Raw genomic sequence first — 22895 nt, forward strand, 5'->3', positions numbered from 1 at the left:
CTTTCATCTCGAACAATAACAAGGTGAATAACGTGGACATCATCGGTATCGGTTACATGGGCTTCGAAACCCCCAATCTCGAGGCGTGGCGTGAGTACGGCCCGCAGGTGATGGGCTTCGGTATCGGCAAGAACCCCGAGAGTGACCCTGAGTCGCTGTACTTCAGAATCGACGATCGCCGACATCGCTTCGCGTTTCATCCAGGCAAGGTTGACCGAATTGCCTATATCGGCTGGGAAGCGGTGGGGCGCATGGCGTTCGAGGACGGCATCAGGAAGCTGGCGGCGGCCAATGTCGAATACACCCGTGGCGATGCTCAATTGTGCGAAAAGCGGGGGGTGCGCGAGCTGGTGCGCTTCCGCGATCCCGTGGGTTATCAGCACGAACTTTTTTACGGGCAAAAATGGCTGCCGCGCTCGTTCCAGCCTGGGCGTCCGCACAGTGGCTTCCTGGCCGACGAACGTGGGGCAGGCCATGTGGTGCTGATCACCCCGGACTACACCTCGGAACTGGAAGACTTCCTGCTCAACGTCATGGGCTTCAGCTGGTATGGCGCCGGCGCGGGCAAAGGGCGCACCGGCTTCTTCCGCTCCAAACTCAATCATCACACCAGTCATGACATTGCCTACGGCCACGGCCCGGGACGCATGGGCGTGCAGCATGTCGGGCTGTTTGTGCGCAACGTGCGCGATGTGGGTGAAACCTACGACATCGTGCGCCAGCGCGAACTGCCGATGATGATGACCCTCGGCCAGCATGCCCAGGACCCGCACCTGTCGTTCTACCACTTCAACCCGTCTGGATTCGCCTTCGAGACCATTGCGGAGATCGAGCCATGGCAAGGCGATCCGTATGAGTTGAACCCGGAAAAACTCAGCCTGTGGGGCCACGAAATGGTCGGTCCGATTCTCGGGGCCAGCGTCAAGACACCGGAAGAAGTGCTCGACGCCGAGTATCTGCCCATCTACCTGGCCAAACACTGAGATGCGTCTGGCGCGAGTCGAGGTAGCCGGGCAGGCGTTCTGGGCGTTGCTGGATGCGCAAACGGAGCGCCTGCAGCGGATTAACGCGCCGTTCGCCCAGTGGGCCGGGCTGGGGGCGCAACTCGCGCCGCAAGCCCTTGACCTTTCTGGCGAATGGTTACCGTTGTCGGCGGCGCGCCTGCTGGCGCCGCTGGAGCCTGGCAGTCGGGTTTTCGGTGTGGGCCTCAATTACCTGAGCCACCTCAAGCGCCTGGGCAGTGATGCGCCGGCGCACCCGCTGGCGTACATGAAGCCTGAGTCCGCGTTGATCGGCGCCTATGACGAGATCGATTATTCGCCGTTGACCACCCAGCTCGATTACGAGGTGGAACTGGTGGCCGTCGTGGGCCGGCCGTTGCTCGATGAACCCCATGCCAGCGACTGCCTGCTGGGATACACGGTGGGCAATGACATCAGTGCGCGCGATGCCGGCAAGCAGATTGGTCGCCTGGACCTGTTGACCCAGAAAGCCATGGACCGCGCAACCCCGGTGGGGCCCTGGATTGTCACGGCGGATGAACTGGGTGTAGCGGGGCAACCGGCATTGGAGATGCGCCTTTGCGTCAACGATGAATTGCGCCAGCAGGACAATACCCGGCAGATGATTTTCAGCCTGGATGAGTTGCTCAATTATCTGGATGCACGCATCAACCTGCGGCCGGGTGACCTGGTGTTTACCGGTTCCAGCCACGGCGTGGGCCTGGAAAGCGGGCGCTTTTTGCAGCCGGGTGACCGGGTCGAGGCGCAAATCGAAGGCATCGGCCAACTGCGCAATACCATTGCTGCACCACGCCAGCTCAGCCCTGCGCGCGCGGTTGGGCGACTGGGCCAGCCGCTGGATAAGTAAATCCCTGATTCTGATCGGTATAGACGCTGAGGAGTGATGATGAGCGAGGGTTCGGCGTGGGCGCCGTTTCGCAATAGAGCGTTCCGCGGCCTATGGCTGGCGGGCGCTGTGGTCAATATGGCGATCTGGATGCAGACGGTGGCTGCGGCGTGGATCATGACCACCTTGACCACGTCTGCAGCGATGGTCTCCCTGGTGCAAACCGCCGTGACCCTGCCGGTGTTCCTGTTTGCCTTCCCCGGTGGCGTGATTGCCGATCGGGTGGATCGCCGCAACTGGCTGATCATTACCCAGTGCATGATGCTGTTCGCCGCGCTGGTGCTGTGCGGGCTGGCGTACAGCGCACATCTGGAAACCTGGGGATTGCTGGCGTTCACCTTTGTCCTGGGTACCGGCAGTGCCTTGGGCATGTCGGCATGGATGGTCACCATGGTCGGTGTACTTTCCCGCGACCAGGTGCCGGCGGCCGTGTCGTTGAACGGCATTGCCATCAACGCCACCCGCGCCCTGGGGCCGGCGCTGGCGGGTGCCTTGATTGCCTACTGGAACACGACCTCGGTATTTCTGGTGATCGCGCTGTGCATGTTCGCGGTGCTGCTCTTTCTCTCTCGCCTGGTGCCAAACCCGCCCGCCGTGGGCTTGCCACCGGAAACCCTGACGGGAGGCATGCGCAGTGGCCTGCGCTATATCCGCCATTCGGCGGTCTTGTTCAGTGCCATGAAGCAGGTGTTGGTATTCACCAGTTGCGCCAGCGCCTTGTGGGCATTGATGCCCTTGGTGGCCAAACAGGAATTGGGCATGGACGCTGGCGGTTATGGTTTGCTCATGGCGTTTCTTGGCGCGGGAGCCGTGCTGGCGGCGCTCAACTTGCCACGTCTGTATCGCGTCTTGAGCATGCGTCATCTGCTGGTTTGCGGCGTCATTGCCTTTGCCCTCGCGACCTTGACCGCCGCGCTATCCCACAACCGCTATGGCGTCTGCGCAATGATGCTGCTCGCCGGGTTTGGCTGGATGGCGGTCAATGCGACCATTTCAACGGTTGTGCAGACATATGCCGCCAACTGGGTGCGGGCACGGGTTGCATCGGTCTATGTGTTGATCCTGATGGGCTCGATGGCCGCCGGCGGCGCGATCTGGGGTGCGCTGGCCGAGTATCTGGGACTGAGCCAGAGCTTGCTGCTCTCGACGCTGTTGTTGCTGGTCGGCATTGCGCTGACGCGTAACGGTCGCGTGGAACTGGGGCAGGAGGCAGATTTTGCCGAGGTACAGTTGACCGACAAACTCCAGCTGGCCAGCCCGGTGTCCCATGCCGATGGACCGGTATCGGTCGAGATCGTGTACCAGGTGACGGTGCCGGACTGCGATGACTTCCTGGCTGCGGTGTACGCTGTAGGCAAGGCGCGACGGCGCAACGGCGCGCAGAACTGGCGCCTGTACCGCGACATGGCCAACCCGGAGCTCTACAGCGAGCGATTCATTGTCGAGTCCTGGCTGGAATATTTGCGCCAGCAGACACGGGTAACCCAGGCAGACCATACCCAGGAACGGGTCATCGAGCGTTTTCGTCGCGAGGACCTGCAAACCCGTCGGCTGATCCATCAACCCCTGGTCAGACAACTCGACTGAAGTGTCCGAATTATTCCCAGACAAAACTTTACGGCGCCATTCATTCTCAGGCTAGAATGGCGACACTTTAAAGTGACTGGATTGGGCATGGACTTCACTGACGTCAACGACAACAACAAATCAGCCGGCGTAACACTGGTCAAGCCCGTTTCCAACGCGATACGCATCCTGCGTTACCTCAGCCAGGTGGGCACACCGGAACGCTCGGTGGACATCGCCCGGCAACTGAAGATCAACCCCAGCACCTGTTTCAACATCCTGCGCACGCTGGTGCAAGAGGAGGTGGTCGACTTCAGTGCCATGTCCAAGCGCTACTCCGTGGGCCTGGGCCTGGCGCGCCTGGTCGAACAATTGGTCACCCAGGGCCACCGCGTGCAGATGGCCAAGCCCCTGCTGCAGAACCTGGCCGCGCGCCAGCGAGTCACCATCACCCTCTGGCGCAAGATGAGCCCTGACCGCATCGTCATTGTCAGCTCCGCTGCCAGCCCGACTGATGTGCGCATCGATATGGCCGAAGGTCAGCGCCTGCCGATATTGATGGGTGCCAGTGGGCGCTTGTTCGCCACTCAGATCGACCTCGACGACCCCGAGGTACAGAGCAGTTTCGAAACCATTCGCTGGGCCCAGCCGCTGTCGCTGGAGGTTTTCCGTGAGGAAGTCCGGGTGGCTGCCGAGCGTGGCTGGGCCATAGACGATGGGCATTTCTCGGGCGGGATTCTTGCCGTCGCAGCGCCTGTGTATTCACCAACCAACAGCATCGACTTCACCGTTTCCGCGGTGATGTTCCGCGGGCAACGCGATGAAGAGGGCCTTGCCGAGCTGGGCAAGGCACTGATCGAGTTCTGCGGCGAAGTGGCCGGCGTACTGTACTGATCCAGGCCGTTACTCTCGGACCAGCAGCAGGCTCCCCCCCAGCGGGCCACCGCCTGCTGCCACCGCGCTGACGTTGTGCTCGCGGGTTTGCCGCCCTTGGGCACGGCCCCACAGTTGCAGGCAGGCTTCATGCACGTAACCCAGGCCATGGGTGCGCCCGCCGGACAGCTGTCCGCCGTTGGTATTGATTGGCAGGCTGCCATCGAGCGCGATGCGCGTCCCACCCTCGACGAATGCACCGCTTGCTCCGACGGGGCACAGGCCCAAGGCCTCGAGCCAGATCATGGTCAAGATCGAAAAACCGTCGTACAACTGCGCGGATCCGACGTCTTGCGGGGTGTAGTCAGTGCGCGCCCACATCATCTGGCCGACATCGAAAGCGGCCATTTTGGTCAGGGAAATCTGATCCCATGACCAGGGCTGGTTCAATGCAGCTCCCATGGCTTCAATGCGGATCGGTTGGTTCGGCTGATCCTGAGCGATATCCCGGCGCGACAAGATGATGGCGGTCGATGCATCGCAATGCACGTCGCAGTCGAACATGCGCAGCGGTGTGGAAATCATCCGCGACGCCATGTAATCGTCCATGCTCATCGGAGTGCGAAACACCGCCTTGGGGTTGCGCATGGCGTTCTGGCGACAGGTCAGGGCGATCTGCGCCAACTGCTCCGGCCGGGTGCCGTATTCATGGAAATGGCGTTGGGCATACAGCGCCATCAGATTGGTCGCCGAGAGCACATTGAACGGCGTGAACCACTGCCAGGCGTAGCTACTGTCGCGCCCCTGGGTTTTGTTGGTGAGGGCACTCGCTTGCTTGTTGACCAGGCGGGCCGACGCTTCGGTGATCGTGCGAAACACCAGTACGTGTTTGCACAAGCCCGCTGCAATCGCCATGGCACCGTTGATTACGCCAGTGAGGGGGCCGGGGCCCTCGTAACCGCCGCCGAACCAGTTGACGTTGAGTCCAAGCGCGCTTTTCAGCGCGCTGGGGCCGACCGGCGAAAACGGGTCGCCATTATTGTTGTCGCCCGGCCAGCAGGCCACGCCATCAATGTCGCTGCGTTGCAGCCCGGCATCGGCTATCGCTTCCAGGCAGGCGTCGAGGGTCAGGCGCATGGCCGACTTGTTCGAGGGTCGCCCGACATCCGATTGGCCGATGCCGGTGATGGCTACATCTTTTTCATAACGATGATCGAACATCACAGATCCTTCTCGAACAGAGGCAACCAAACGTCCTCGACATTGAGGAAGCTGACCCGTACCGGCATGTCGATATGCACATCCGTGACCGGCAGGCCCACCACGTTGCTCACGAATTGCAAGCCGGGCTGTTCCACCAGCTCGATGATAGCCACCACATAAGGCTGCGCGAGGTCGGGGGTCCAGGGCTGGTGGTTGATGGTATAGCTGAGCACCTTGCCTTTGCCGGATACCGCTTCTGGCGCCACCTCGAAGCTTGCGCAGTGCGGGCAGAGCGGTGTGGGCGGATGGAAGTACCGGCTGCAGGCCGCGCAGCGATGAATGAGCAGTTCGCCCTGTCTACCGCCTTGCCAGAAGGCGCGGTTGTCGGCGTTGAGTGCAGGAAGTTTTCTAGGCATCAGCGGTCCGCAGGTGAATGTTTGACTTGAAGTCATACGGTATCATTTGTACATATTTTCTAAAAGTGTCATATATTCGTACCGACGAAGGCGCGAATCGAACCTTCGCGCCGTAAAACAACAACAAGAGGATTTCGCGATGACCCAGTCGTTACTGGACAAGAGGGTAGTCGTCACCGGCGGGTTTGGAGCCCTCGGCAGCGCACTCGGCACATTCCTGCTGGCGCGAGGCGCCCGGGTTGCCTTGCTGGATCGCAGCGAGGCGCCTGCCGCCTTGCTGGACACGGAAAACCTGCTGTGCCTGGGCGGTGTCGACCTGACGTCGACCGAGTCGGCCAGTGCTGCGTTCGAGCAGATCGCCGCGCAGTGGGGCGGCATTGATGGTCTGGTCAACGTGGCCGGCGGTTTTGCCTGGGAGACCGTCGAGGGCGGCAACCTGCTGACCTGGGATCGCCTCTACCAGATGAATGTGCGTACCGCCGTGGTCAGTTCCCAATCGGCCCTGGCGCATCTGTTGGATTCGACGGCAGGACGCATCGTCAATATTGGCGCGCTGGCCTCGGTCAAAGCCGCGGCCGGTATGGGGGCTTATGCCGCCTCCAAGGCCGGTGTTGCCCGGTTGACCGAAGCCCTGGCCGAAGAGTTGAAAGATCGTGGTGTAACGGTCAACGCCGTGCTGCCAAGCATCATCGACACGCCCACCAATCGTGCCGACATGCCGGATGCCGACAGCAGCCGCTGGGTAACGCCGCAAGCGCTGGCAGCGGTAGTGGCATTCCTGTTGTCCGACGAAGCTGCTGCGGTAACCGGTGCGCTGCTTCCTGTGAGTGGCCGCGTATGAGACTGGTGACCTATACCTATGCCGAGGGCTTTGATCGCGCGGGTGCGTTGCTTAACCAGGACCAACAGGTACTCGACCTGCAACTCGCCTACCGTTTGCTGGAAAGCCACGAAACCCCGGCACTGAGCAGCATTCTGTCCCTGGTGGAAGCCGGTGAGCCGGCGCTGGAGTTGGCCCGTTCCCTAGTTGCCAAGGCCCCTTCGGCGGCAGTGCTGGAGCGCGCCAGTGTCAAACTTCGCGCACCGATCCAGCCGCCACCGCAGATGCGCGATTGCTCCTGCTTCGAATTACACCTGCGCCAGAGTTTCGCCGCGGCCCGTCGCGCCCGGGCGTTACGTACCGATGATCCGGAAGCGACGTTGAAGGCGATGAACACGCGCGCCGACGACCGGGTGATCGAGACCTTCAACAAGCAGCCCATCTACTACAAGGGCAACCGTTTTGCGGTGATTGGCATCGATGATGAGTTCCAGTGGCCGAGTTTCAGCCGGGCAATGGATTTCGAACTGGAGTTCGGTTGCTACATCGGCAAGCGCGGCAAGGACATCAGTCGTGAAGCCGCCCGTTCGCATATCGTCGGATACACCATCTTCAACGACATGAGCGCGCGCGACGCACAGGCCCTGGAAATGCCCGGCATGCTCGGCCCGGCCAAGAGCAAGGATTTCGACACGGCCAACATCATGGGACCATGCCTGGTGACCGCAGACGAACTGGGTGATCCCTACGACCTGAACATGGTTGCCCGGGTCAACGGGGAGGAGTGGGGTCGCGGCAATACCCGTGACATGCGCTGGAGCTTCGAGGACGTGATCGCCCACGTGTCCCGCTCGGAAACCTTGTACCCCGGCGAGTTTCTTGGCTCCGGCACCGTCGGCAACGGCTGTGGACTGGAGCAATTGCGTTATTTGAAGCCCGGTGACGTGGTTGAGCTGGAGATCGACGGTATTGGCGTGCTGCGCACCCAGGTGGGCACGGCGCCTGACAGGTACTGACGTTAAACGAAACGTTGAAGAATTCACTTACAAGTCGGAAGTGAATTCTATGTACAAAAATGAAGAAAGTGTCTTATATTTCGTTGCGACCACTGTCGTGACGCTCTGATTAGGAGGCAATCATGCTAACAAGAACAAGCCCCGTATTGTCTGATGGAACCAAGGTCTCGGACCTGATCTATCCATCCAGCCGTGAAGTGCAAATGCGCGTGTTGTCCGACCGCGAAATCTACGAGCTGGAAATGGAAAAAATCTTCGGCAAGATCTGGGTGCTCCTGGGTCATGAGTCGGAAATCCCCAATTCCGGCGACTTCATGGTCCGTGACATGGGGTCTGATTCGGTCATCGTCGCCCGTGGCAAGCAGGGCGAGGTGTTCGTCACCCTCAACGTGTGCCCGCACCGCGGCATGCGCATCAGCACCGCCGATTGCGGCAACACGCAAATTCACAAGTGCATCTATCACGGCTGGGCCTTCCGTACCAATGGCGACTTCATCGGCTCGCCGGTGGAGCGTGAATGCATGCACGGCAAGATGCTGCCCAAGGAAGAACTGGGCCTGAAAAAGGCTCGGGTCACCTTGTATGGCGGCCTGGTGTTTGCCACCTGGAACATTGAAGGACCTTCGTTTGACGAGTTCCTGGGTGATGCCAAGTGGTACTACGACATGTTGTTCTGTCGTTCCGACAAGGGTATGGAAGTGCTCGGCCCACCCCAGCGCTTTATCGTCAACGCCAACTGGAAAACCGCGGGCGAGCAATCGGCCGCCGATGGCTTCCACACGCTGACCTTGCACCGTTGGCTGGGCGAAGTGGGCAACTATGCCAAGAAGGGCGAGGGCGAAACCGCCGACCTCAGCCCGGAAATGATCGGCGTCGAAATCAGCTCGCCCCACGGCCATGCGCTGCGCTGCATCGACCTGGCGCGCAAGATCAAGCGCCTGACCGGACTCGACCCGGCCGAGCTGACCGTGCAGCAAAAACTGGAAGCATTGCCGCCTGCCGGCATGACCGCCGACATGGTCGAGCAACTGGCGCGCAATTTGTCCGAAGACCAGTTGAAAGTGCTCACCAGCATGCCGCCGCAAGTCGGCGGGATGTTCCCGAACATTCTTTTCGGCTTCGTCTACATTCCGCAGCCCGATGGCAGCGTCGTCGGCTCGATGACCCTGCACGCCTACGTGCCGCGCGGGCCGGACAAGCTGGAGTTCGTCAACTGGGTGTTTGCCGAGAAAGACGCTTCCCCTGAGTTGCGCGACAAGATGCTCAAGCAAACCATCCAGTTGTTCGGCACCTCGGGCATGGTCGAGCAGGATGACTCCGATACCTGGCCGCACATGACCCTGGCCGCCAAAGGCGCGATGGGCCGCAAGAGCACGCTGAAATACCAGGCATGCTTTGAAACCGGAGCACCTGAGGGCTGGCCTGGCCCCGGAATCGTCAATGAAGGATTTACCAAGGACGATACCCAGTGGCACTGGTGGTTGTACTGGCACGAACTGATGACTGCCTCCGAGGAGGAATAAGCGTCCACGAAGCCTGGTTCGATAGCGGTCCTTAAGGGCCGCACTCGCCGGTAACGGCATTGACAAGCACAAGAATAACAGTGAGGAGTGACTCATGGCTCAGGTTCAACAACGCGGCGTGGAGGATATCCAGCCGGGTTCCCCAGTCGGCACCAAGCGGGTGCCAGTGGGCTCGCCGATCTACAACGATGTGGTGACCTTTCTCTACGAGGAAGCCACGCTGCTCGACCAGATTCGCCTGCAGGAGTGGGCCGAACGCCTGGACACCGACCTGGTGTATACCGTACCGCTTCGCCAGACTCGCGTGGCGTCCGAGTTGAGAACCACCATTGTGCGCAGTGTCCAGCACTACCACGATGACTACCGTTCGATCATGGGTCGCATTTTGCGCCTGTCCGGTAAAAGCGCCTGGGCGGAAGATCCTCCCTCGCGTACCCGACGCCTGGTGACCAACGTGTTTGTCGAGGAAACCGACAAGAGCGATGAGTTCGTGGTGACCAGTTATCTGCTACTGACCCGCAGCCGTTTCAACGATCACCATGTCGATATCATCAGTGGTGAACGACGTGACGTGCTGCGTCTGCATGAGGCGGGGTTCAAGCTTTCCCGGCGTGAAGTCATCCTCGACCAGGCGGTGCTCGGAACGCCCAATCTGGCCGTCTTCCTCTAAGTCGTATCGGCGGCCCGGGGGCGAACCCGGATCGTCGGGCCTTGCGGGCGTTAGCCGCGCTGCTCTTGCGCCACGAGCAGCGCGGTTAAGGCCTTTGCCTCAGCCAATCCTGGTCCTCGGCGCACAACTTGAGTTGTTCATGGGTGAAATCCAGGGTCGATCCCTTCATTCGCAGTGCCTGCTCGGCGCGTTCGGGTTGTTGGCTGTAACAGAGCGCGGTGCTCGCGGCATGAATCTCCTCGTCAAGGTTGAAGGCGCGCCCCATCGAGATCAGCGTGCAGCGACGAAGTAAAAGAGCCGCTTCGGCGGCTTCTTCGTCGAGGGTATTGAGTGCCCAGCGAGCCATGCCTTCGCGAAGATTGATGCCGCAATAGGGCATTGGCCCTTCGATCATTGTGCCGTTGACGTCCCAGACCAGTTCTTCAATTCCATCGCGTATCAAGGTGGCGCTGGTGCGGTTGGCGATGCGTCGGCCGATGTCGATGTCATAACGTCGTTGGTGGTCGCCGCGTGCGGCGGCTGCAATGGCAAGACCCGCCAGGTCGAACAGGTGGGTGCATTGATGGCTGGCGTCGGCCTGCCGGGTGACTGAGTGGGCTATCCGGTCCAGTTTCATGCCCAGCAACAGCTGTAATGGACCGCAAGCCTGCGGGCACATGGAAAAGGGGTAGCGCAGCGCTTCACCGCCAATGGCAGTCACTTCGCCTGCGTGGTGGCGAACCCATACTCGGAAGTGGTGAAAGTCGTCTTCCAGAGCCGCGCGGACCTCACCAGAGCCATCGCCAGGCTGAGCAACGATGTCTACGCGCCGACGAAATACAGTCATCCTCGATATCCTTGTTCCAGTACTGTTTAGCCTGAAGAAATGCGCTATATTTAGACACTATAACCAATTATGTTCACAAAAAAACAAAAAACGGAGTGGCTATGGCACTGCTAAATGAACAGGTTGCGCTGATTACCGGTGCAGGCGGCGGAATTGGGCGTGGTATTGCGCTTAACTTTGCCAAAGAGGGGGCTGCCGTGGTGGTTGCCGAACTGGATGTCGCCAGTGGCGAGGCCGTAGTCGCCGAACTGAAAGCCTTAGGTGGCAAGGCTGTATTCATCAAGACTGACGTGTGCAGCAAAACGGACATCGAGGCCGCCGTGCAATTGGCCGTCGATCAATTCGGGGGGCTGGACATCCTGGTCAACAACGCCTTTGCGCCCACCCCCAATGTGCTCCTGGAAGAAAAAACCGATGCGATGCTGGAGCAAACCCTCGGCTCTACCGTGTGGGCTGCCTGGTGGGCGATGAAAGCCGCGCTGCCTCACATGAAGGCGCGGGGCGGTGGCAAGATCATCAACTTCTACTCGATCGATATCGAAATCGGTGCCTGGTTGCACGGCGACTACAACACGGCAAAGTCGGCGATTGTCGGGCTGACCCGCAGCGCTGCCTCCGAGTGGGGGCGTTTCAACATCCGCACCAACGCCATCGCCCCCACGGCAATGGGCGCCACCTTCCACAAGCTCGCCGCAGAGAACCCCGGCTTTGCCGAGATGTCGGCTTCCATGCGCCCACTGGGCCGTTGTGGCGAGCCTGAAGCCGACATCGGCCCGGTGGTGGTCTTCCTCGCGTCCGAGATGTCGCGTTTCATCACGGGCGAAACCATTCACGTCGACGGCGGCCTGCATCTACCGGGTTACAACTCCCGCCCCAAAGGCATTCCCGTGCGCGAATATTGATTTCAGCGGTTGAATGGTCAGCTTGCCGGTAGAGCGATGGCGAATGTGACGACGCCATCGCCAGCAAGCCGGCTCCTGCAAGGTATGGAGTTTCGGAATTTTGTGTACGACCCCAATCTGTAGGAGCCGGCTTGCTGGCGATGCGGTGGTGAGCGTGATGAGGCCATCGCTGGCAAGCCAGCTCCTACAAGGTGTCGAGGTATTCCAGGATTTTGTGGACGCCTCAAATTTGTAGGAGCCGGCTTGCTGGCGATGCGGTGGTGGGCGTGATGACGCCATCGCTGGCAAGCCAGCTCCTACAGGGTATCGAGGTATTCCAGGATTTTGTGGGCGCCTTAAATTTGTAGGAGCCGGCTTGAACTGGCGATGCGGTGGTGGGCGTGATGACGCCATCGCTGGCAAGCCAGCTCCTACAGGGTATCGAGGTATTCCAGGATTTTGTGGGCGCCTCAAATTTGTAGGAGCCGGCTTGCTCGCGATGCGGTGGTGAGCGTGATGACGCCATCGCTGGCAAGCCAGCTCCTACAGAGTGTCGAGGTATTCCAGGATTTTGTGGGCGCCTCAAATTTGTAGGAGCCGGCTTGCTGGCGATGCGATGGTGAATGTGATGACGCCATAGCTGGCAAGCCAGCTCCTACAGGGTGTCGAGGTATTCCAGGATTTTGTGGGTGCCTCAAATCCGTAGGAGCCGGCTTGCTGGCGATGCGGTAGTGGCCGTGATGACGCCATCGCTGGCAAATCAAATCAAATCTACGCAGCCCAGGTCCGGAAACGAGAAAGCCCGCTTTGAAGCGGGCTTTCTGCGCTAAATGGCCGAGGCCATTGAAACGATTATTTTTTGGACACCACGATCGACGTGGTTTCCAGGTCCCAAGTGGTCGCGGTTTTTCCTTCATCGCGCAGCAAATACTTCAACACCCGACCCTGCGGGTTTTTCGGCAAGCTGCTGCGAAACTCGATATAGCGGGGCAGGGCATAGTAAGGCACCGATTCGGTGGCCCAATGGAACAGCTGCTCGGGGTCCAGGGTCACGCCTTCATGCAGTACCGCTGTGACCTTCACATCGTCCTCGCCCTTATCCGAGGGCACCGCATGGACGGCAACCTCGGCCAACGCCGGGTGAACGGCAAAGGCGGCTTCCATTTCGAAGCTGGAAATGTTTTCGCCCCGGCGGCGCAGGTAATCCTTCTTGCGATCGACGAAGTAGAAAAAGCCATCGTCATCGAACTTGCCAATGTCGCCGGTGTGGAACCACATGTTGCGCATCAGCTTCTGGGTGTCTTCCGGACGGCGCCAGTAGCCCTGGAACATGATGTCCGGGCGCAGCGGACGGACCACGATTTCGCCGGCGCTGTTCGGCGCCACTTCCTTATCGAGGTCATCGACGATGCGTACATCGAAATCCGCAATGCGTTTTCCCGAGGAGCCCGGTGCGGCGTACTCGCCGGCGGCCAGAGAGGTGATGACGCAGGCTTCGGTGAGGCCGTAGCCATTGCCGCCCACCAGCCTGGTACCGAAACGCTCGCGCCAGATTTTTTTGGTTTCTTCGGTGTAAGGGTTGCCTCGCGCGGTATGGATCTGCCCGACGCAACGCAGCATCGCTTCGTTATCTGGCGCCTGGGCGAGGAGACCCCCCATGCCACCCAAGATCGAGGCGATGGTAGCGCCGGAGCGTTCCACTTCCTGCCAGAAATTCGAAACGGAGAAGCGCGGGAGAATGGCGGCGCGTGCGCCCACCAGAATACTGGCGATGATCGATACGCACAGCGCATTCATGTGGAACAGCGGCAATGGTGTGATGGTCACATCATCGGCACTGGCGGGACCGGCACGCAATTGCAGGCGTGCCAGGTTGCACATGAAGTTGTAGCTGATCATGCAACCCTTGGAAGGGCCTGTGGTGCCTGACGTGTAGATCAGGCAGGCAAGATCCGAAGGTTGCGGTTTATTGGCCAGTGGCGTGGCGTCATGGCCACGCCATTCATCCAGTGGCGCAATGCGAATTCGGCAATCGGGGATCGCGTCGACCGTGCCTCGGTGAAGGATGTGCTGGACGTCCTGCAGTTGTTCGGCGAGCGGCGTGATGCGTGGCAGGTAGGCCGCTTCGCAGATCACCACCGACGTTCCGGTATCGGCGATCTGGTGCCGGAGGAATTCGCCCTTGAGCGCGGTGTTGATCGGCACACTCACGGCGCAGAGTTTATTGATGGCCAGCCAGGTGGTGACGGCGTCGATGTTGTTATCGAGCATCGTCAACACGGTTTCACCGGCTTTCACACCCAAGGTAGCGAGGGCGTTGGCCATCTTGGTCGAGAGTGAGTCAACCTGAGAATAAGTGTATAACTCACCGCTGAAATCCAAGAGTATTTTGTCTGGATGCCTCGCTACCGCACGACTTAGCGCTTCGATGACAGTGTCTCGTTCTCCCACTGCCCAGGTTTCTGGATTACCACTGCTGCCCATGAACATTCTCCTTTTAGGCGCCTATAGCTGCCGGTCTGCCTGTTTTTATTTTGATGAGAGAATTCTATTCTAAATACAAAACCTGAAAATGTCTTTAGCAATAAGTTGAACATGAAATCTTATTTATGCACAGATCCTGTGCTAGTGTTGACAAATCTTTACTCTTCATGAGCCCTTCAATCCATGCCAAAAGCCGCATCCCAGAAAGCAGAAGCGCCGACGCAGGCCTCCACAACGAAAAAAAAATCGCTGCCTGATGCTGGGGCGGCTCCGGTAAAGCCGGTGGAGCGACGTACCGCCGCCAATGCCGTGGCAGGCACCAAGGTCAAGCCGAACCGCCGTTCGGAAGAGACCATTGCCAACATTCTCAAGGCCACGGAAGAAGTCGTGCTGATGTCGGGTGCCGATCGCATTTCGATCCTGGACGTGTGCCAGGTGGCGGGTGTTTCGCGCGGTACCTTTTATCGCTACTTCGCCTCCCAGGAAGACTTGCTCGACACCTTTTCCAGACATAAACGTGAAAGTTTCCACAGCTCGCTGTCCCAGGAGCTGGGCCATATCAGCGACCCGGAAGTACGCCTCAACGCGTTGTTTGCCTATCTCGACAATTACCTTGAGCAAAGCCGTGCCCGTCGCTTGTTGGTGGTGGCGCCAGACTACGCGCTGGGGTTCTTTCGGCGGATTTTCCACGATTCGATCGTGCGCTTTCAGGATGGCCTGGGCATCGTGTTTGACGACTGGGACGAACGCCTCGGGGTTCGCCTTGACCGTGAGCTGATCTGCGAAATGATCATTCGTTACGTGTTGAGTGAAATCCTGGTTCCGGAAGCGGCGGGGCGGCGATTGTTTCCGGTGCGGGTGAAAAAACTGCTGGGCGCATTGATCATGGGCTCCACCTCCCGAACCCGCCGCTGATCTCCAGCCCCTACGCTTCTCTATCGCCAAAGCCCCCGTATATCGGGGGCTTCGTGTTTGTGCGCGGTATTTTTCTCTCGCCTGTGCATCGCACTTTTTCCTGCCTGGCTGCGTTTATTTAACCGTCAAAGGTGTTTTTTGACTTTGCTCGAGGGCTCTGGGGCAGGCTTCTTCGCGCGCCATAAAAATAATCTGAACAGTATTTTGATTTCTGCTCAATTTGAATTTAAGCTCTGGTCTTAGCGGTGAGTCTTTCGGCTTGCCCTTTGCGCAGCAAATGGATGCTGGTCACGCGAAGGCGCCGCGCCAATAACCAATAAAAGTGCCAACTTCGAGGTACCTAGACATGCTTATCGATCTACACGCACACGCTCCCCACCCTGGCTATTACAACCAGCACCCTCATTGGGGGCCGTTCTTCGAGCAACACGCCGACGGCGATATCAAGCTGCGTGTAGGTGATTGGATTCTGGGTCTCGGATCGCCAGAGCGTAAGGCGGCCGTGCGCTCCGGCAAGGGTCCCAAGCTTGAAGAATATTTTGCGCGCTGGGCTGATCCGAAAGTGCGCCTGGCCGGTATGGATGCCGCAGGACAGAACCTGCAGGTGGTTTCCGTCCCGTCCCATTGCTACATGTACTGGACTGAAGCCGAATTTGCCGTCCCGTTCGCCCGCACCGTCAACAACACGCTGGCCGAGTACTGCTCCGCAGCCCCTGATCGCCTGATGTTCTGGGCGCATGCGCCGCTCAATGTGCCCGAAGCGGCGGCGGCTGAAATACGTCACGCTTGCACAGAGCTGGGCGCCAAGGGCCTGGTCGCTGGCGGCGCCAACTTCGGCGGTCTGGAGTTCGATTCACCGGAACTCGACGTGGTGTGGAAAACCCTCTGCGACCTGGACCTGCCGATTTTTGTCCACGGCTATAACCAGTCGGTGACCTGGGGCAAGAACGCTAACGACGACCGCTACGAAACCACCGCTATCGTCGGCATGCAGTACGACGAAACCCGTTGTTTCTGGAACCTGATTTGCGGCGGTGTGCTGGATCGCTTCCCTGACCTCAAGGTGTATATCACCCACGGCGGCGGTTATGTCCCGTACCAGCTCGGTCGCCTGGCCAAGACCAATGAAAACCTCGACGTCAAATACAACAAGAAGCCACTGCTCGAGTACATGAAAAACTTCTACTTCGACGTAGAACTGCATGAAGTGCCGATGCGCCAGGCCCTGGTCGATATCATCGGTGCGGACCATGTGCTGTACGGCAGCAACTTCGGCGGCAGCGATGCCGTACGTCACGATCTGACCCACGGCCTGCAATTGTCCGATGCCGACCTGCGCAAGATCCGTTATGAAAACGCATGCCGCTTACTGCACCTCGATCCTGCCAAGTTGGGCAAGGTAGGTGGCTGATGAAACTGGCGCGATGTGAGTATTTTTCTACTGGCGTCTTTTGGGCTGTGGTGGATGTCGCTCAAGATCAAGTGACACCCATTTCCGGCGATTTCAAGGACTGGGCACCGGCGGTCGCCGCCGGGCGCGGTATCAGTTCGGTGCGTTTTGCCGGGCCATCGCTGCCGCTGTCGAAGGTGCGCCTGCTGCCTCCGATTGAGCCGATCAATCGGGTGGTAGTGGCGGGAGCCAATTACGCCAAGCACCTGGTGGAATTCGGATTGCAGGCGCCGGCACAGCCGGTGGCTTTTCTCAAGGCCTATGGCGCGTTGATTGGCGCCAATGATCCGATCCGTTTTCCGCCGTTGACCGAAGAACTCGATCACGAAGTTGAACTGGTGGCCGTCATCGGCACCGAAGAAATCGACCTGGAAAACCCGCTGGCTTGCGTGCTCGGCTACACCGTTGGCAATGACGTCAGCGCGCGTGATCTGCAGCGTAGTGGGCCGGCAGGTATCGGCATGGACCTGTTCGCCGCCAAAAGCCAGGACCAGACCACGGGTCTTGGACCCTGGATCGTGACCAAGGATGAGTTTCCCGAAGGCTCACCACGCTTGCGCCTGACCCTGAAAGTGAATGGTGAGGTTCGCCAGGATGGCTCCACCGGCGAAATGACCTGGGATGTTGGCCAACTGATTCGCTTCGTGCAGCAGCGTTCGAGTTTTGCCAGTGGCGACGTGCTGTTCACCGGATCGCCGGCGGGAGTGGGGATGGGCACCGGCCTGTTCCTCAAGGAGGGCGATGTGGTCGAAGCCAGCGTCGAAGGCATCGGCACGTTGCGCAATGTGGTCAGTAAAAAGAACCGCGCCTAATCGAGAGCCAAACATGAACGCCAATAAAGAAAAAGTAGTCGTGGTCGGTGCGGGTCTGATGGGCACCGGCATTGCACATGCGTTCGCAAGCGCGGGTTTCAATACGCTGTTGGTCGACACCAATGCCGCGTCGTTGACGAACGCCCGGGCAAGCATCGAAAAGATCCTTGCCGATGGCGTGCGCCTGGGCAAGGTCAGCGAAGAACAGGCCCGACAATCGTTGGCCAATCTGTTGACCTGCGGCGACTTGAGCGAAGCCGCGACGGGCGCCAACTGGCTGGTGGAGACAGTATCCGAGCAGTTGGCGGTGAAGAAGGCGGTGATTGGCCAGGCAGCGCCGTTGTTGGCGCCGGACGCCATTATTGCCACCAATACGTCGGCCCTCAGCGTGACCGAGATTGCGGCGTCGGTGGACTGTGCCGATCGCGTGATCGGCATGCACTTCTTCAACCCCGTGCACAAAATGAAACTGGTGGAACTGGTGCGTGGCTTGGCCACCAGCCATGAAGTAGTGGCGCGCACTCGCACCCTGTGCGAGCAGATCAACAAAACCTCGATCGTGGTCAACGAGTCGCCGGGGCTGACCACCAGTCGCATGTCTGCGCTGCTGGGCAACGAGGCGATGTGGATGCTGCAGGAAGGCACCGCAACCGCTGAGGACATAGACACCGCGCTGCGCCTGGGCTTCAACCACCCGATGGGTCCATTGGAACTGGGCGACTTGACCGGCTGGGACACACGGTTGTCGGTACTGCGATATCTGCACCAGACCCTGGGCGAGAAATTTCGACCTTGCCCGCTGATCATCAAGATGGTCGCCGCCGGACGACTGGGGCGCAAGTCAGGGCAGGGGGTTTACCGCTATGAAGAGGGTAAACAAGTGCCGGGCTCAGGGCTCAAGGCGAGTGCGCTATGAAAGACATCGTCATTGTTGATGCGGTACGCACGCCAATTGGCAAGTTCCGCGGCAGCCTTGCCGGCGTGCGCGCCGACCACCTTGGGTCGTTGGTGCTAAACCGTTTGCTGGAGCGGGTCGATCTGTCGCCGGCGCTGGTCGATGACGTGATCTTCGGCAATGTCACGCAAATCGGCGAACAGTCCGCCAATATTGCCCGCACGGCGATACTCGGCGCTGGCTGGCCGGTCAGCGTTGCGGGGCTGACCATCGATCGTAAATGCGGTTCGGGTGAAGTGGCCGTGCATTTGGCCGCTGGCGCCATTGCAGCGGGTGCCGCCGATATTGTGGTGGCCGGTGGCGCGGAAAACATGAGTCGCGTACCCATGGGCAGTAACCGGGAGATCCACGGCGCGGCATTTGGCTGGATGGCGGCGCAGCGTTATGAGTTGACCAGTCAGGGTGAGGCGGCCGAGCGCATCGCCGACAAGTGGGCGCTCAGTCGCGATGCCCTGGATGATTTCGCCTACGCCAGTCACCAGCGTGCAGCGGCGGCGTCAGATGCCGGTTGTTTTGATAATGAAACCGTACCGGTCGTGGTCGAAGAGCTGCGTGAGCAAGCGTTGACGGAGACGGTTGCAGTGCTGCGTCACGACGAAACCATTCGCCGTGACACCTCTCGGGAAAAACTGTCGACGCTTAAAACCAGTTTTCGCCCGGACACCGGGCGGATCACTGCGGGCAATTCGTCGCAAATCTCCGACGGTGCTGCGGCGTTGTTGCTGATGAGTGGCGACACGGCGAAAAAACTCGGGCTCAGGGCGCGCGCGCGTGTCGTGGCCTTCACCACGGTCGGCTCTGATCCGACCTTGATGCTGACGGGGCCGATTGAAGCCACCCGCAAGGTCTTGGGCAAGGCTGGGCTGGATATCAATGATATCGACCTGTTTGAAGTCAACGAAGCGTTTGCCTCTGTTCCGCTGGCCTGGATGCAGGAAACCGGTGTGCCACACGACAAATTGAACGTCAACGGTGGCGCCATTGCCCTCGGACACCCATTGGGGGCCAGCGGTGCTCGCTTGATGACCACGATGTTGAATGAACTCGAGCGCCGTGGCGGGCGTTATGGGCTGCAGGCCATCTGTTGTGCCGGTGGCATGGGCACGGCAACCATAATCGAACGGCTTGATTGATATGGCGCGCTTGCCGTTGATTCCCCTGGATGCCATGCCGACCGCGTTGCAAGACGCGGTCGAGCGAGGTCAGGGCAGCCGCATGCTCAGCTCGACGACCCCGGTGCAGGTCTGGGCCCATCGACCCAAGGTGGCGCTGGCCTGGCTGGGTTTGATGGAAAGCCTGCACAGCGACAGTCTGCTGGATGAGCGCTTGCGCGAACTGGTGCGGCTGAAGATTGCCAGCATCACCACCTGCAAGGCCTGCCAGCTGGCGCGCAAATCCGACACTGTTACAGAGCAGGACATTGCCTGCATGGCGACGGACAGCGAGTACTTCACGCCAGCCGAACGTGCAGCGCTGCGCTACGCCGAGTTGTTTGCCAGCGATTACCTGAGCATCGATGACGAGCAATTTACTCAACTGGGCGCGTTTTTCTCCATCGCCCAAGTGGTAGAGCTTGGAATGTACTGCGCGCTGATGTTGGCGGGTGGCCGCATGACATTGGTGCAACAGGCCTACTGAACAAGTCGTTTATCGAAAAAAATGATCGAATTGTTGATAAGTGTCCAATACTGCTCTGGCAAGGCCTATTATCAGGCGCAAGGCACCGCCTTTCTGCGGCCTGGATCAAAAAATAATGACAAAAATAGCGGAGACGATCATGTCCACACCGGCACAGAGCGACCTGGCCAAGGTTTTTACCGACGTAGCCAGTAATTATCGCGGCACCAGCGATATCGACCTGCACGCGACCTACCGCGAGATGCGCGCCAATTCGCCCGTGCTCCAGGACAATTTCATGGCGCGCCTGGGAGTGCCGACCATTGCGGGGCTGGATGCCAATCGACCGACCTTTACGCTGTTCAAGTACGACGATGTCATGGCTGTCATGCGTGACGCCGGTACTTTTACCAGTGGTTTTATCGCCGAAGGGCTGGGGGCGTTTTTCGATGGTTTGATCCTTACCGCGATGGACGGTGATGCGCACAAGAGCATGCGCAGCCTGCTGCAGCCGGTGTTCATGCCGGAGACAGTCAATCGCTGGAAAGAAACCAGGATCGACCGCGTGATCCGCGAGGAATACATCAAGCCGATGGTGGCTAAAAAGGGCGCCGACCTGATGGACTTCGCCCTGTATTTCCCGATCCGGGTGATTTACTCCTTGATCGGCTTTCCCGAGGATCGCCCCGAGCAAATCGAGCAATACGCGGCCTGGGCATTGGCGATCCTGGCCGGCCCGCAAGTCGACCCGGAGAAGGCCGCCGCCGCCCGTGGCGCCGCGATGCACGCCGCACAAGCACTGTACGATGTGGTTAAAGACGTCGTTGCCGAGCGTCGGGCAGCGGGTGCGTCGGGTGCATCGGGGGATGACTTGATCAGCCGGCTGATCGCTGTCGAGTATCAGGGACGCTCCCTTGACGATCATGAGATCGCCACGTTCGTGCGTTCGCTGCTACCCGCCGCCAGCGAAACCACGACCCGTACCTTCGGCACCTTGATGTCATTGCTGCTGCAGAATCCGGAAGTGCTGGAGCGGGTGCGCAATGATCGCAGCCTCGTGAACAAGGCCATCGATGAAGCGGTGCGTTTTGAGCCGGTGGCCACTTTCAAGGTGCGTCAGGCAGCCAAGGATCTGGAAATTCGTGGCGTGCCTATTCCCAAAGGCGCGATGGTGCAGTGCATCGTCACCTCAGCCAACCGCGATGAAGACGCGTTCGAAAATGCCGACAAATTCGACATCGATCGAAAACCCAAACCTTCCTTCGGCTTCGGCTTTGGTCCGCACATGTGTATCGGTCAGTTCGTTGCCAAGACCGAAATCAACTGCGCACTCAATGCGATCCTCGACCTGATGCCCAATATTCGCCTCGACCCGGACAAGCCCGGGCCGCAGATCGTTGGCGCACAACTGCGCGGTCCGCATTACCTGCATGTGTTGTGGGACTGAGCAACCTCTGTATCCCTCCTGTAAAGCCTCTGCTTGCCCGCGACTGCCTTCCGGCCTTCGCGGGCAAGTGCGCTCCAGATTCAAGATCTGAACCCGCGCATCGGAATTAATATGAACACAATCAAAAAAAGTGTTTAATTAGATCTGGATGTGCACTATGATTCAGGCACAACAACAAGCCCGAATGCGAAGGGGAAAACAATGAAAGTTGAAGATCTGATTCTCGTCAGTGTCGATGACCACGCGATCGAGCCGCCGAATGCTTTTGCTCGCCACATGCCTGCACGCTTCAAGGGGCGTGAACCTCATGTGGTCAAGAAAGGCGATCGTGACGTGTGGGTCTTCGAGGAGCAGGCCACTGGCTACATGGGCCTCAACTCCGTGGTCGGTCGACCGAAAGAGGAATACGGCATGGAGCCGTTGGGCTACGAGCAAATGCGCCGTGGCACCTGGAACATCAAGGACCGTGTCGACGACATGAACGCCAACGGCGTGCTCGGTTCATTGTGCTTTCCAACCTTCCCGGGTTTTGCCGGTCAACGCTTCCAGGTTCACGCTGACCGCGATGTGTCGATGGCAGCCATCCAGGCCTACAACGACTGGCATTTGCACGACTGGTGCAACGCAGCGCCTGGTCGCTTCATTCCGCTGATGATTGTGCCGTGGTGGGACATGAAAGCCGCCGCTGCCGAAGTCGAACGTCTGGCCAAACAGGGCGTGCACGCGCTGTCGCTATCGGATAACCCGGCCATTCACGGTTACCCGTCGATCCACAGCGATTACTGGGATCCACTGTGGAAGGCCTGCAGCGACAATAAAGTGGTGATCTGCTGCCATATCGGTACCGGTGTAAAAGCCCAACACGCATCGGATATGTCGCCAATCGACGCCTGGATTACCTCCATGCCGATTTCCATCGCCAACTCCGCGGCGGACTGGATCTGGGCACCGATGTGGAAGAAGTTCCCGGACCTGCGCATGGCGCTTTCCGAAGGCGGTATTGGCTGGATTCCTTACCTGCTGGAGCGCGCGGACTTCACCCACCGCCACCACAACGCGTGGACCAACTCCAACTTCGGCGGGAAGATGCCGAGCGACATCTTCAACAAGCACTTCATCACCTGCTTTATCGAAGACAACTTCGGCCTGAAGAACCTCGACTACTTGAACGCCGACATGGTCACCTGGGAAAGCGACTACCCGCATTCCGACTGCACCTGGCCCAACTCGCCGGAAACAGCGTGGGAAGGGTTGCAGCACCTGCCAAAAGAGATGATCGACAAGGTCACTCACTTGAACGCGATGCGTGAATTCTCCTTCGATCCGTTCTCCATTCACGGTCGGGAAAACTGCACAGTCGGCGCGCTGCGGGCCCAGGCTACCCACGTCAGCATCGAGCCGGCCCTGGGCCTGGGTGGTGCCGATCATGGTCGCCACGACAACAAGCCGGTTACCTCCGGCGACATCAATGCGATGTTCGCCCAGGCTGACGCGCAAACCGCGTTGTAAGTTG

General features: G+C 59.5%; 21 protein-coding genes. 17 read left to right on the forward strand and 4 right to left on the reverse strand.

Annotated features, from left to right (window positions below):
- Nucleotides 1-32 precede the first annotated feature (32 nt).
- The 4 genes from DKB71_RS13720 to DKB71_RS13735 all read left to right on the forward strand — a co-directional run bounded on the left by DKB71_RS13720 (nt 33) and on the right by DKB71_RS13735 (nt 4368).
- The gene (locus DKB71_RS13720) at nt 33-983 is read left to right on the forward strand and encodes a VOC family protein (protein ID WP_408600730.1); all 951 of its coding nucleotides are present in this window, start codon (nt 33-35) and stop codon (nt 981-983) included.
- A 1-nt stretch (nt 984) separates the two neighbouring features.
- Nucleotides 985-1869 (forward strand): fumarylacetoacetate hydrolase family protein, encoded by an 885-nt coding sequence (locus DKB71_RS13725; RefSeq protein ID WP_406590960.1) that lies wholly within the window; start codon nt 985-987, stop codon nt 1867-1869.
- A 39-nt stretch (nt 1870-1908) separates the two neighbouring features.
- Nucleotides 1909-3495 carry an MFS transporter gene (locus DKB71_RS13730; RefSeq protein ID WP_408600731.1) on the forward strand — a complete coding sequence of 529 codons (1587 nt, stop codon included), beginning with the start codon at nt 1909-1911 and terminating at the stop codon, nt 3493-3495.
- Nucleotides 3496-3582: 87 nt separating this feature from the next.
- Nucleotides 3583-4368, forward strand: coding sequence for an IclR family transcriptional regulator (locus tag DKB71_RS13735; RefSeq protein WP_406590962.1), 786 nt, complete (start codon nt 3583-3585; stop codon nt 4366-4368).
- A 9-nt stretch (nt 4369-4377) separates the two neighbouring features.
- Here the strand turns inward: DKB71_RS13735 and DKB71_RS13740 are convergent, their stop codons facing one another.
- Together DKB71_RS13740 and DKB71_RS13745 are read right to left on the reverse strand one after the other, a co-directional pair.
- Entirely contained in the window at nt 4378-5568 is a 1191-nt protein-coding gene (locus tag DKB71_RS13740) for a thiolase family protein (protein ID WP_408600732.1), read from the reverse strand.
- Nucleotides 5568-5966: a Zn-ribbon domain-containing OB-fold protein gene (locus DKB71_RS13745; protein ID WP_406591012.1), complete on the reverse strand. Its 399-nt coding sequence runs from the start codon at nt 5964-5966 to the stop codon at nt 5568-5570. The genes DKB71_RS13740 and DKB71_RS13745 overlap by 1 nt, the downstream gene beginning before the upstream one ends.
- 139 nt (nt 5967-6105) lie before the next feature.
- Between DKB71_RS13745 and DKB71_RS13750 the strand changes: the two genes are divergently transcribed.
- The 4 genes from DKB71_RS13750 (at nt 6106) to DKB71_RS13765 (ending at nt 9995) form a co-directional block, all read left to right on the forward strand.
- Complete coding sequence (locus tag DKB71_RS13750; RefSeq protein ID WP_408600733.1) at nt 6106-6807, forward strand: SDR family NAD(P)-dependent oxidoreductase; 702 nt, start codon at nt 6106-6108, stop codon at nt 6805-6807.
- A complete protein-coding gene (locus DKB71_RS13755; RefSeq protein WP_408600734.1) occupies nt 6804-7802 on the forward strand; it encodes a fumarylacetoacetate hydrolase family protein in 999 nt (332 codons plus the stop codon). Before DKB71_RS13750 ends, DKB71_RS13755 begins: the two co-directional genes overlap by 4 nt.
- A gap of 122 nt (nt 7803-7924) precedes the next feature.
- Nucleotides 7925-9325, forward strand: a complete 1401-nt coding sequence (locus tag DKB71_RS13760) for an aromatic ring-hydroxylating dioxygenase subunit alpha (protein WP_406590966.1) — start codon at nt 7925-7927, stop codon at nt 9323-9325.
- A gap of 94 nt (nt 9326-9419) precedes the next feature.
- Nucleotides 9420-9995, forward strand: a complete 576-nt coding sequence (locus tag DKB71_RS13765) for an aromatic-ring-hydroxylating dioxygenase subunit beta (protein ID WP_057715090.1) — start codon at nt 9420-9422, stop codon at nt 9993-9995.
- A gap of 85 nt (nt 9996-10080) precedes the next feature.
- Here the strand turns inward: DKB71_RS13765 and DKB71_RS13770 are convergent, their stop codons facing one another.
- Complete coding sequence (locus DKB71_RS13770) at nt 10081-10821, reverse strand: DUF2889 domain-containing protein (RefSeq protein WP_406590967.1); 741 nt, start codon at nt 10819-10821, stop codon at nt 10081-10083.
- Nucleotides 10822-10922: 101 nt separating this feature from the next.
- Here DKB71_RS13770 and DKB71_RS13775 point away from each other — a divergent pair, with 101 nt between their 5' ends.
- Entirely contained in the window at nt 10923-11723 is an 801-nt protein-coding gene (locus DKB71_RS13775; protein ID WP_406590968.1) for an SDR family NAD(P)-dependent oxidoreductase, read from the forward strand.
- An 831-nt stretch (nt 11724-12554) separates the two neighbouring features.
- On the opposite strand, the gene DKB71_RS13780 is transcribed toward DKB71_RS13775, so the two are convergent.
- On the reverse strand, nt 12555-14186 hold the full coding sequence (locus DKB71_RS13780) for an ATP-dependent acyl-CoA ligase (protein ID WP_406590969.1): 1632 nt from the start codon (nt 14184-14186) through the stop codon (nt 12555-12557).
- Nucleotides 14187-14369: 183 nt separating this feature from the next.
- Here DKB71_RS13780 and DKB71_RS13785 point away from each other — a divergent pair, with 183 nt between their 5' ends.
- The 8 genes from DKB71_RS13785 (at nt 14370) to DKB71_RS13820 (ending at nt 22891) form a co-directional block, all read left to right on the forward strand.
- Nucleotides 14370-15101 carry a TetR/AcrR family transcriptional regulator gene (locus DKB71_RS13785; protein ID WP_408600736.1) on the forward strand — a complete coding sequence of 244 codons (732 nt, stop codon included), beginning with the start codon at nt 14370-14372 and terminating at the stop codon, nt 15099-15101.
- Between the two features lie 346 nt (nt 15102-15447).
- Entirely contained in the window at nt 15448-16512 is a 1065-nt protein-coding gene (locus DKB71_RS13790) for an amidohydrolase family protein (protein WP_406590971.1), read from the forward strand.
- Nucleotides 16512-17363, forward strand: a complete 852-nt coding sequence (locus DKB71_RS13795; protein ID WP_282485402.1) for a fumarylacetoacetate hydrolase family protein — start codon at nt 16512-16514, stop codon at nt 17361-17363. Before DKB71_RS13790 ends, DKB71_RS13795 begins: the two co-directional genes overlap by 1 nt.
- 13 nt (nt 17364-17376) lie before the next feature.
- A complete protein-coding gene (locus DKB71_RS13800) occupies nt 17377-18279 on the forward strand; it encodes a 3-hydroxyacyl-CoA dehydrogenase (RefSeq protein ID WP_408600738.1) in 903 nt (300 codons plus the stop codon).
- Nucleotides 18276-19451, forward strand: a complete 1176-nt coding sequence (locus DKB71_RS13805; protein ID WP_408600739.1) for a thiolase family protein — start codon at nt 18276-18278, stop codon at nt 19449-19451. The genes DKB71_RS13800 and DKB71_RS13805 overlap by 4 nt, the downstream gene beginning before the upstream one ends.
- Nucleotide 19452: 1 nt before the next feature.
- Nucleotides 19453-19956, forward strand: coding sequence for a carboxymuconolactone decarboxylase family protein (locus DKB71_RS13810; RefSeq protein WP_406590974.1), 504 nt, complete (start codon nt 19453-19455; stop codon nt 19954-19956).
- A gap of 139 nt (nt 19957-20095) precedes the next feature.
- Complete coding sequence (locus tag DKB71_RS13815; protein WP_408600740.1) at nt 20096-21382, forward strand: cytochrome P450; 1287 nt, start codon at nt 20096-20098, stop codon at nt 21380-21382.
- A gap of 201 nt (nt 21383-21583) precedes the next feature.
- The gene (locus tag DKB71_RS13820; protein ID WP_406590976.1) at nt 21584-22891 is read left to right on the forward strand and encodes an amidohydrolase family protein; all 1308 of its coding nucleotides are present in this window, start codon (nt 21584-21586) and stop codon (nt 22889-22891) included.
- The last annotated feature ends 4 nt before the right edge of the window (nt 22892-22895 follow it).

It is taken from the genome of Pseudomonas sp. PLMAX (assembly GCF_046042685.1).
GTDB lineage: Bacteria > Pseudomonadota > Gammaproteobacteria > Pseudomonadales > Pseudomonadaceae > Aquipseudomonas > Aquipseudomonas putida_AE.

Coding starts and splice junctions, on each gene's coding strand:
- DKB71_RS13735 (WP_406590962.1), top strand. CDS start 3,583: ATGGACTTCACTGACGTCAACGACAACAACAAATCAGCCGGCGTAACA.
- DKB71_RS13795 (WP_282485402.1), top strand. CDS start 16,512: ATGAAACTGGCGCGATGTGAGTATTTTTCTACTGGCGTCTTTTGGGCT.
- DKB71_RS13805 (WP_408600739.1), top strand. CDS start 18,276: ATGAAAGACATCGTCATTGTTGATGCGGTACGCACGCCAATTGGCAAG.
- DKB71_RS13820 (WP_406590976.1), top strand. CDS start 21,584: ATGAAAGTTGAAGATCTGATTCTCGTCAGTGTCGATGACCACGCGATC.
- DKB71_RS13815 (WP_408600740.1), top strand. CDS start 20,096: ATGTCCACACCGGCACAGAGCGACCTGGCCAAGGTTTTTACCGACGTA.
- DKB71_RS13745 (WP_406591012.1), bottom strand. CDS start 5,966: ATGCCTAGAAAACTTCCTGCACTCAACGCCGACAACCGCGCCTTCTGG.
- DKB71_RS13770 (WP_406590967.1), bottom strand. CDS start 10,821: ATGACTGTATTTCGTCGGCGCGTAGACATCGTTGCTCAGCCTGGCGAT.
- DKB71_RS13780 (WP_406590969.1), bottom strand. CDS start 14,186: ATGGGCAGCAGTGGTAATCCAGAAACCTGGGCAGTGGGAGAACGAGAC.
- DKB71_RS13760 (WP_406590966.1), top strand. CDS start 7,925: ATGCTAACAAGAACAAGCCCCGTATTGTCTGATGGAACCAAGGTCTCG.
- DKB71_RS13800 (WP_408600738.1), top strand. CDS start 17,377: ATGAACGCCAATAAAGAAAAAGTAGTCGTGGTCGGTGCGGGTCTGATG.
- DKB71_RS13790 (WP_406590971.1), top strand. CDS start 15,448: ATGCTTATCGATCTACACGCACACGCTCCCCACCCTGGCTATTACAAC.
- DKB71_RS13730 (WP_408600731.1), top strand. CDS start 1,909: ATGAGCGAGGGTTCGGCGTGGGCGCCGTTTCGCAATAGAGCGTTCCGC.
- DKB71_RS13725 (WP_406590960.1), top strand. CDS start 985: ATGCGTCTGGCGCGAGTCGAGGTAGCCGGGCAGGCGTTCTGGGCGTTG.
- DKB71_RS13755 (WP_408600734.1), top strand. CDS start 6,804: ATGAGACTGGTGACCTATACCTATGCCGAGGGCTTTGATCGCGCGGGT.
- DKB71_RS13750 (WP_408600733.1), top strand. CDS start 6,106: ATGACCCAGTCGTTACTGGACAAGAGGGTAGTCGTCACCGGCGGGTTT.
- DKB71_RS13765 (WP_057715090.1), top strand. CDS start 9,420: ATGGCTCAGGTTCAACAACGCGGCGTGGAGGATATCCAGCCGGGTTCC.
- DKB71_RS13785 (WP_408600736.1), top strand. CDS start 14,370: ATGCCAAAAGCCGCATCCCAGAAAGCAGAAGCGCCGACGCAGGCCTCC.
- DKB71_RS13775 (WP_406590968.1), top strand. CDS start 10,923: ATGGCACTGCTAAATGAACAGGTTGCGCTGATTACCGGTGCAGGCGGC.
- DKB71_RS13740 (WP_408600732.1), bottom strand. CDS start 5,568: ATGTTCGATCATCGTTATGAAAAAGATGTAGCCATCACCGGCATCGGC.
- DKB71_RS13810 (WP_406590974.1), top strand. CDS start 19,453: ATGGCGCGCTTGCCGTTGATTCCCCTGGATGCCATGCCGACCGCGTTG.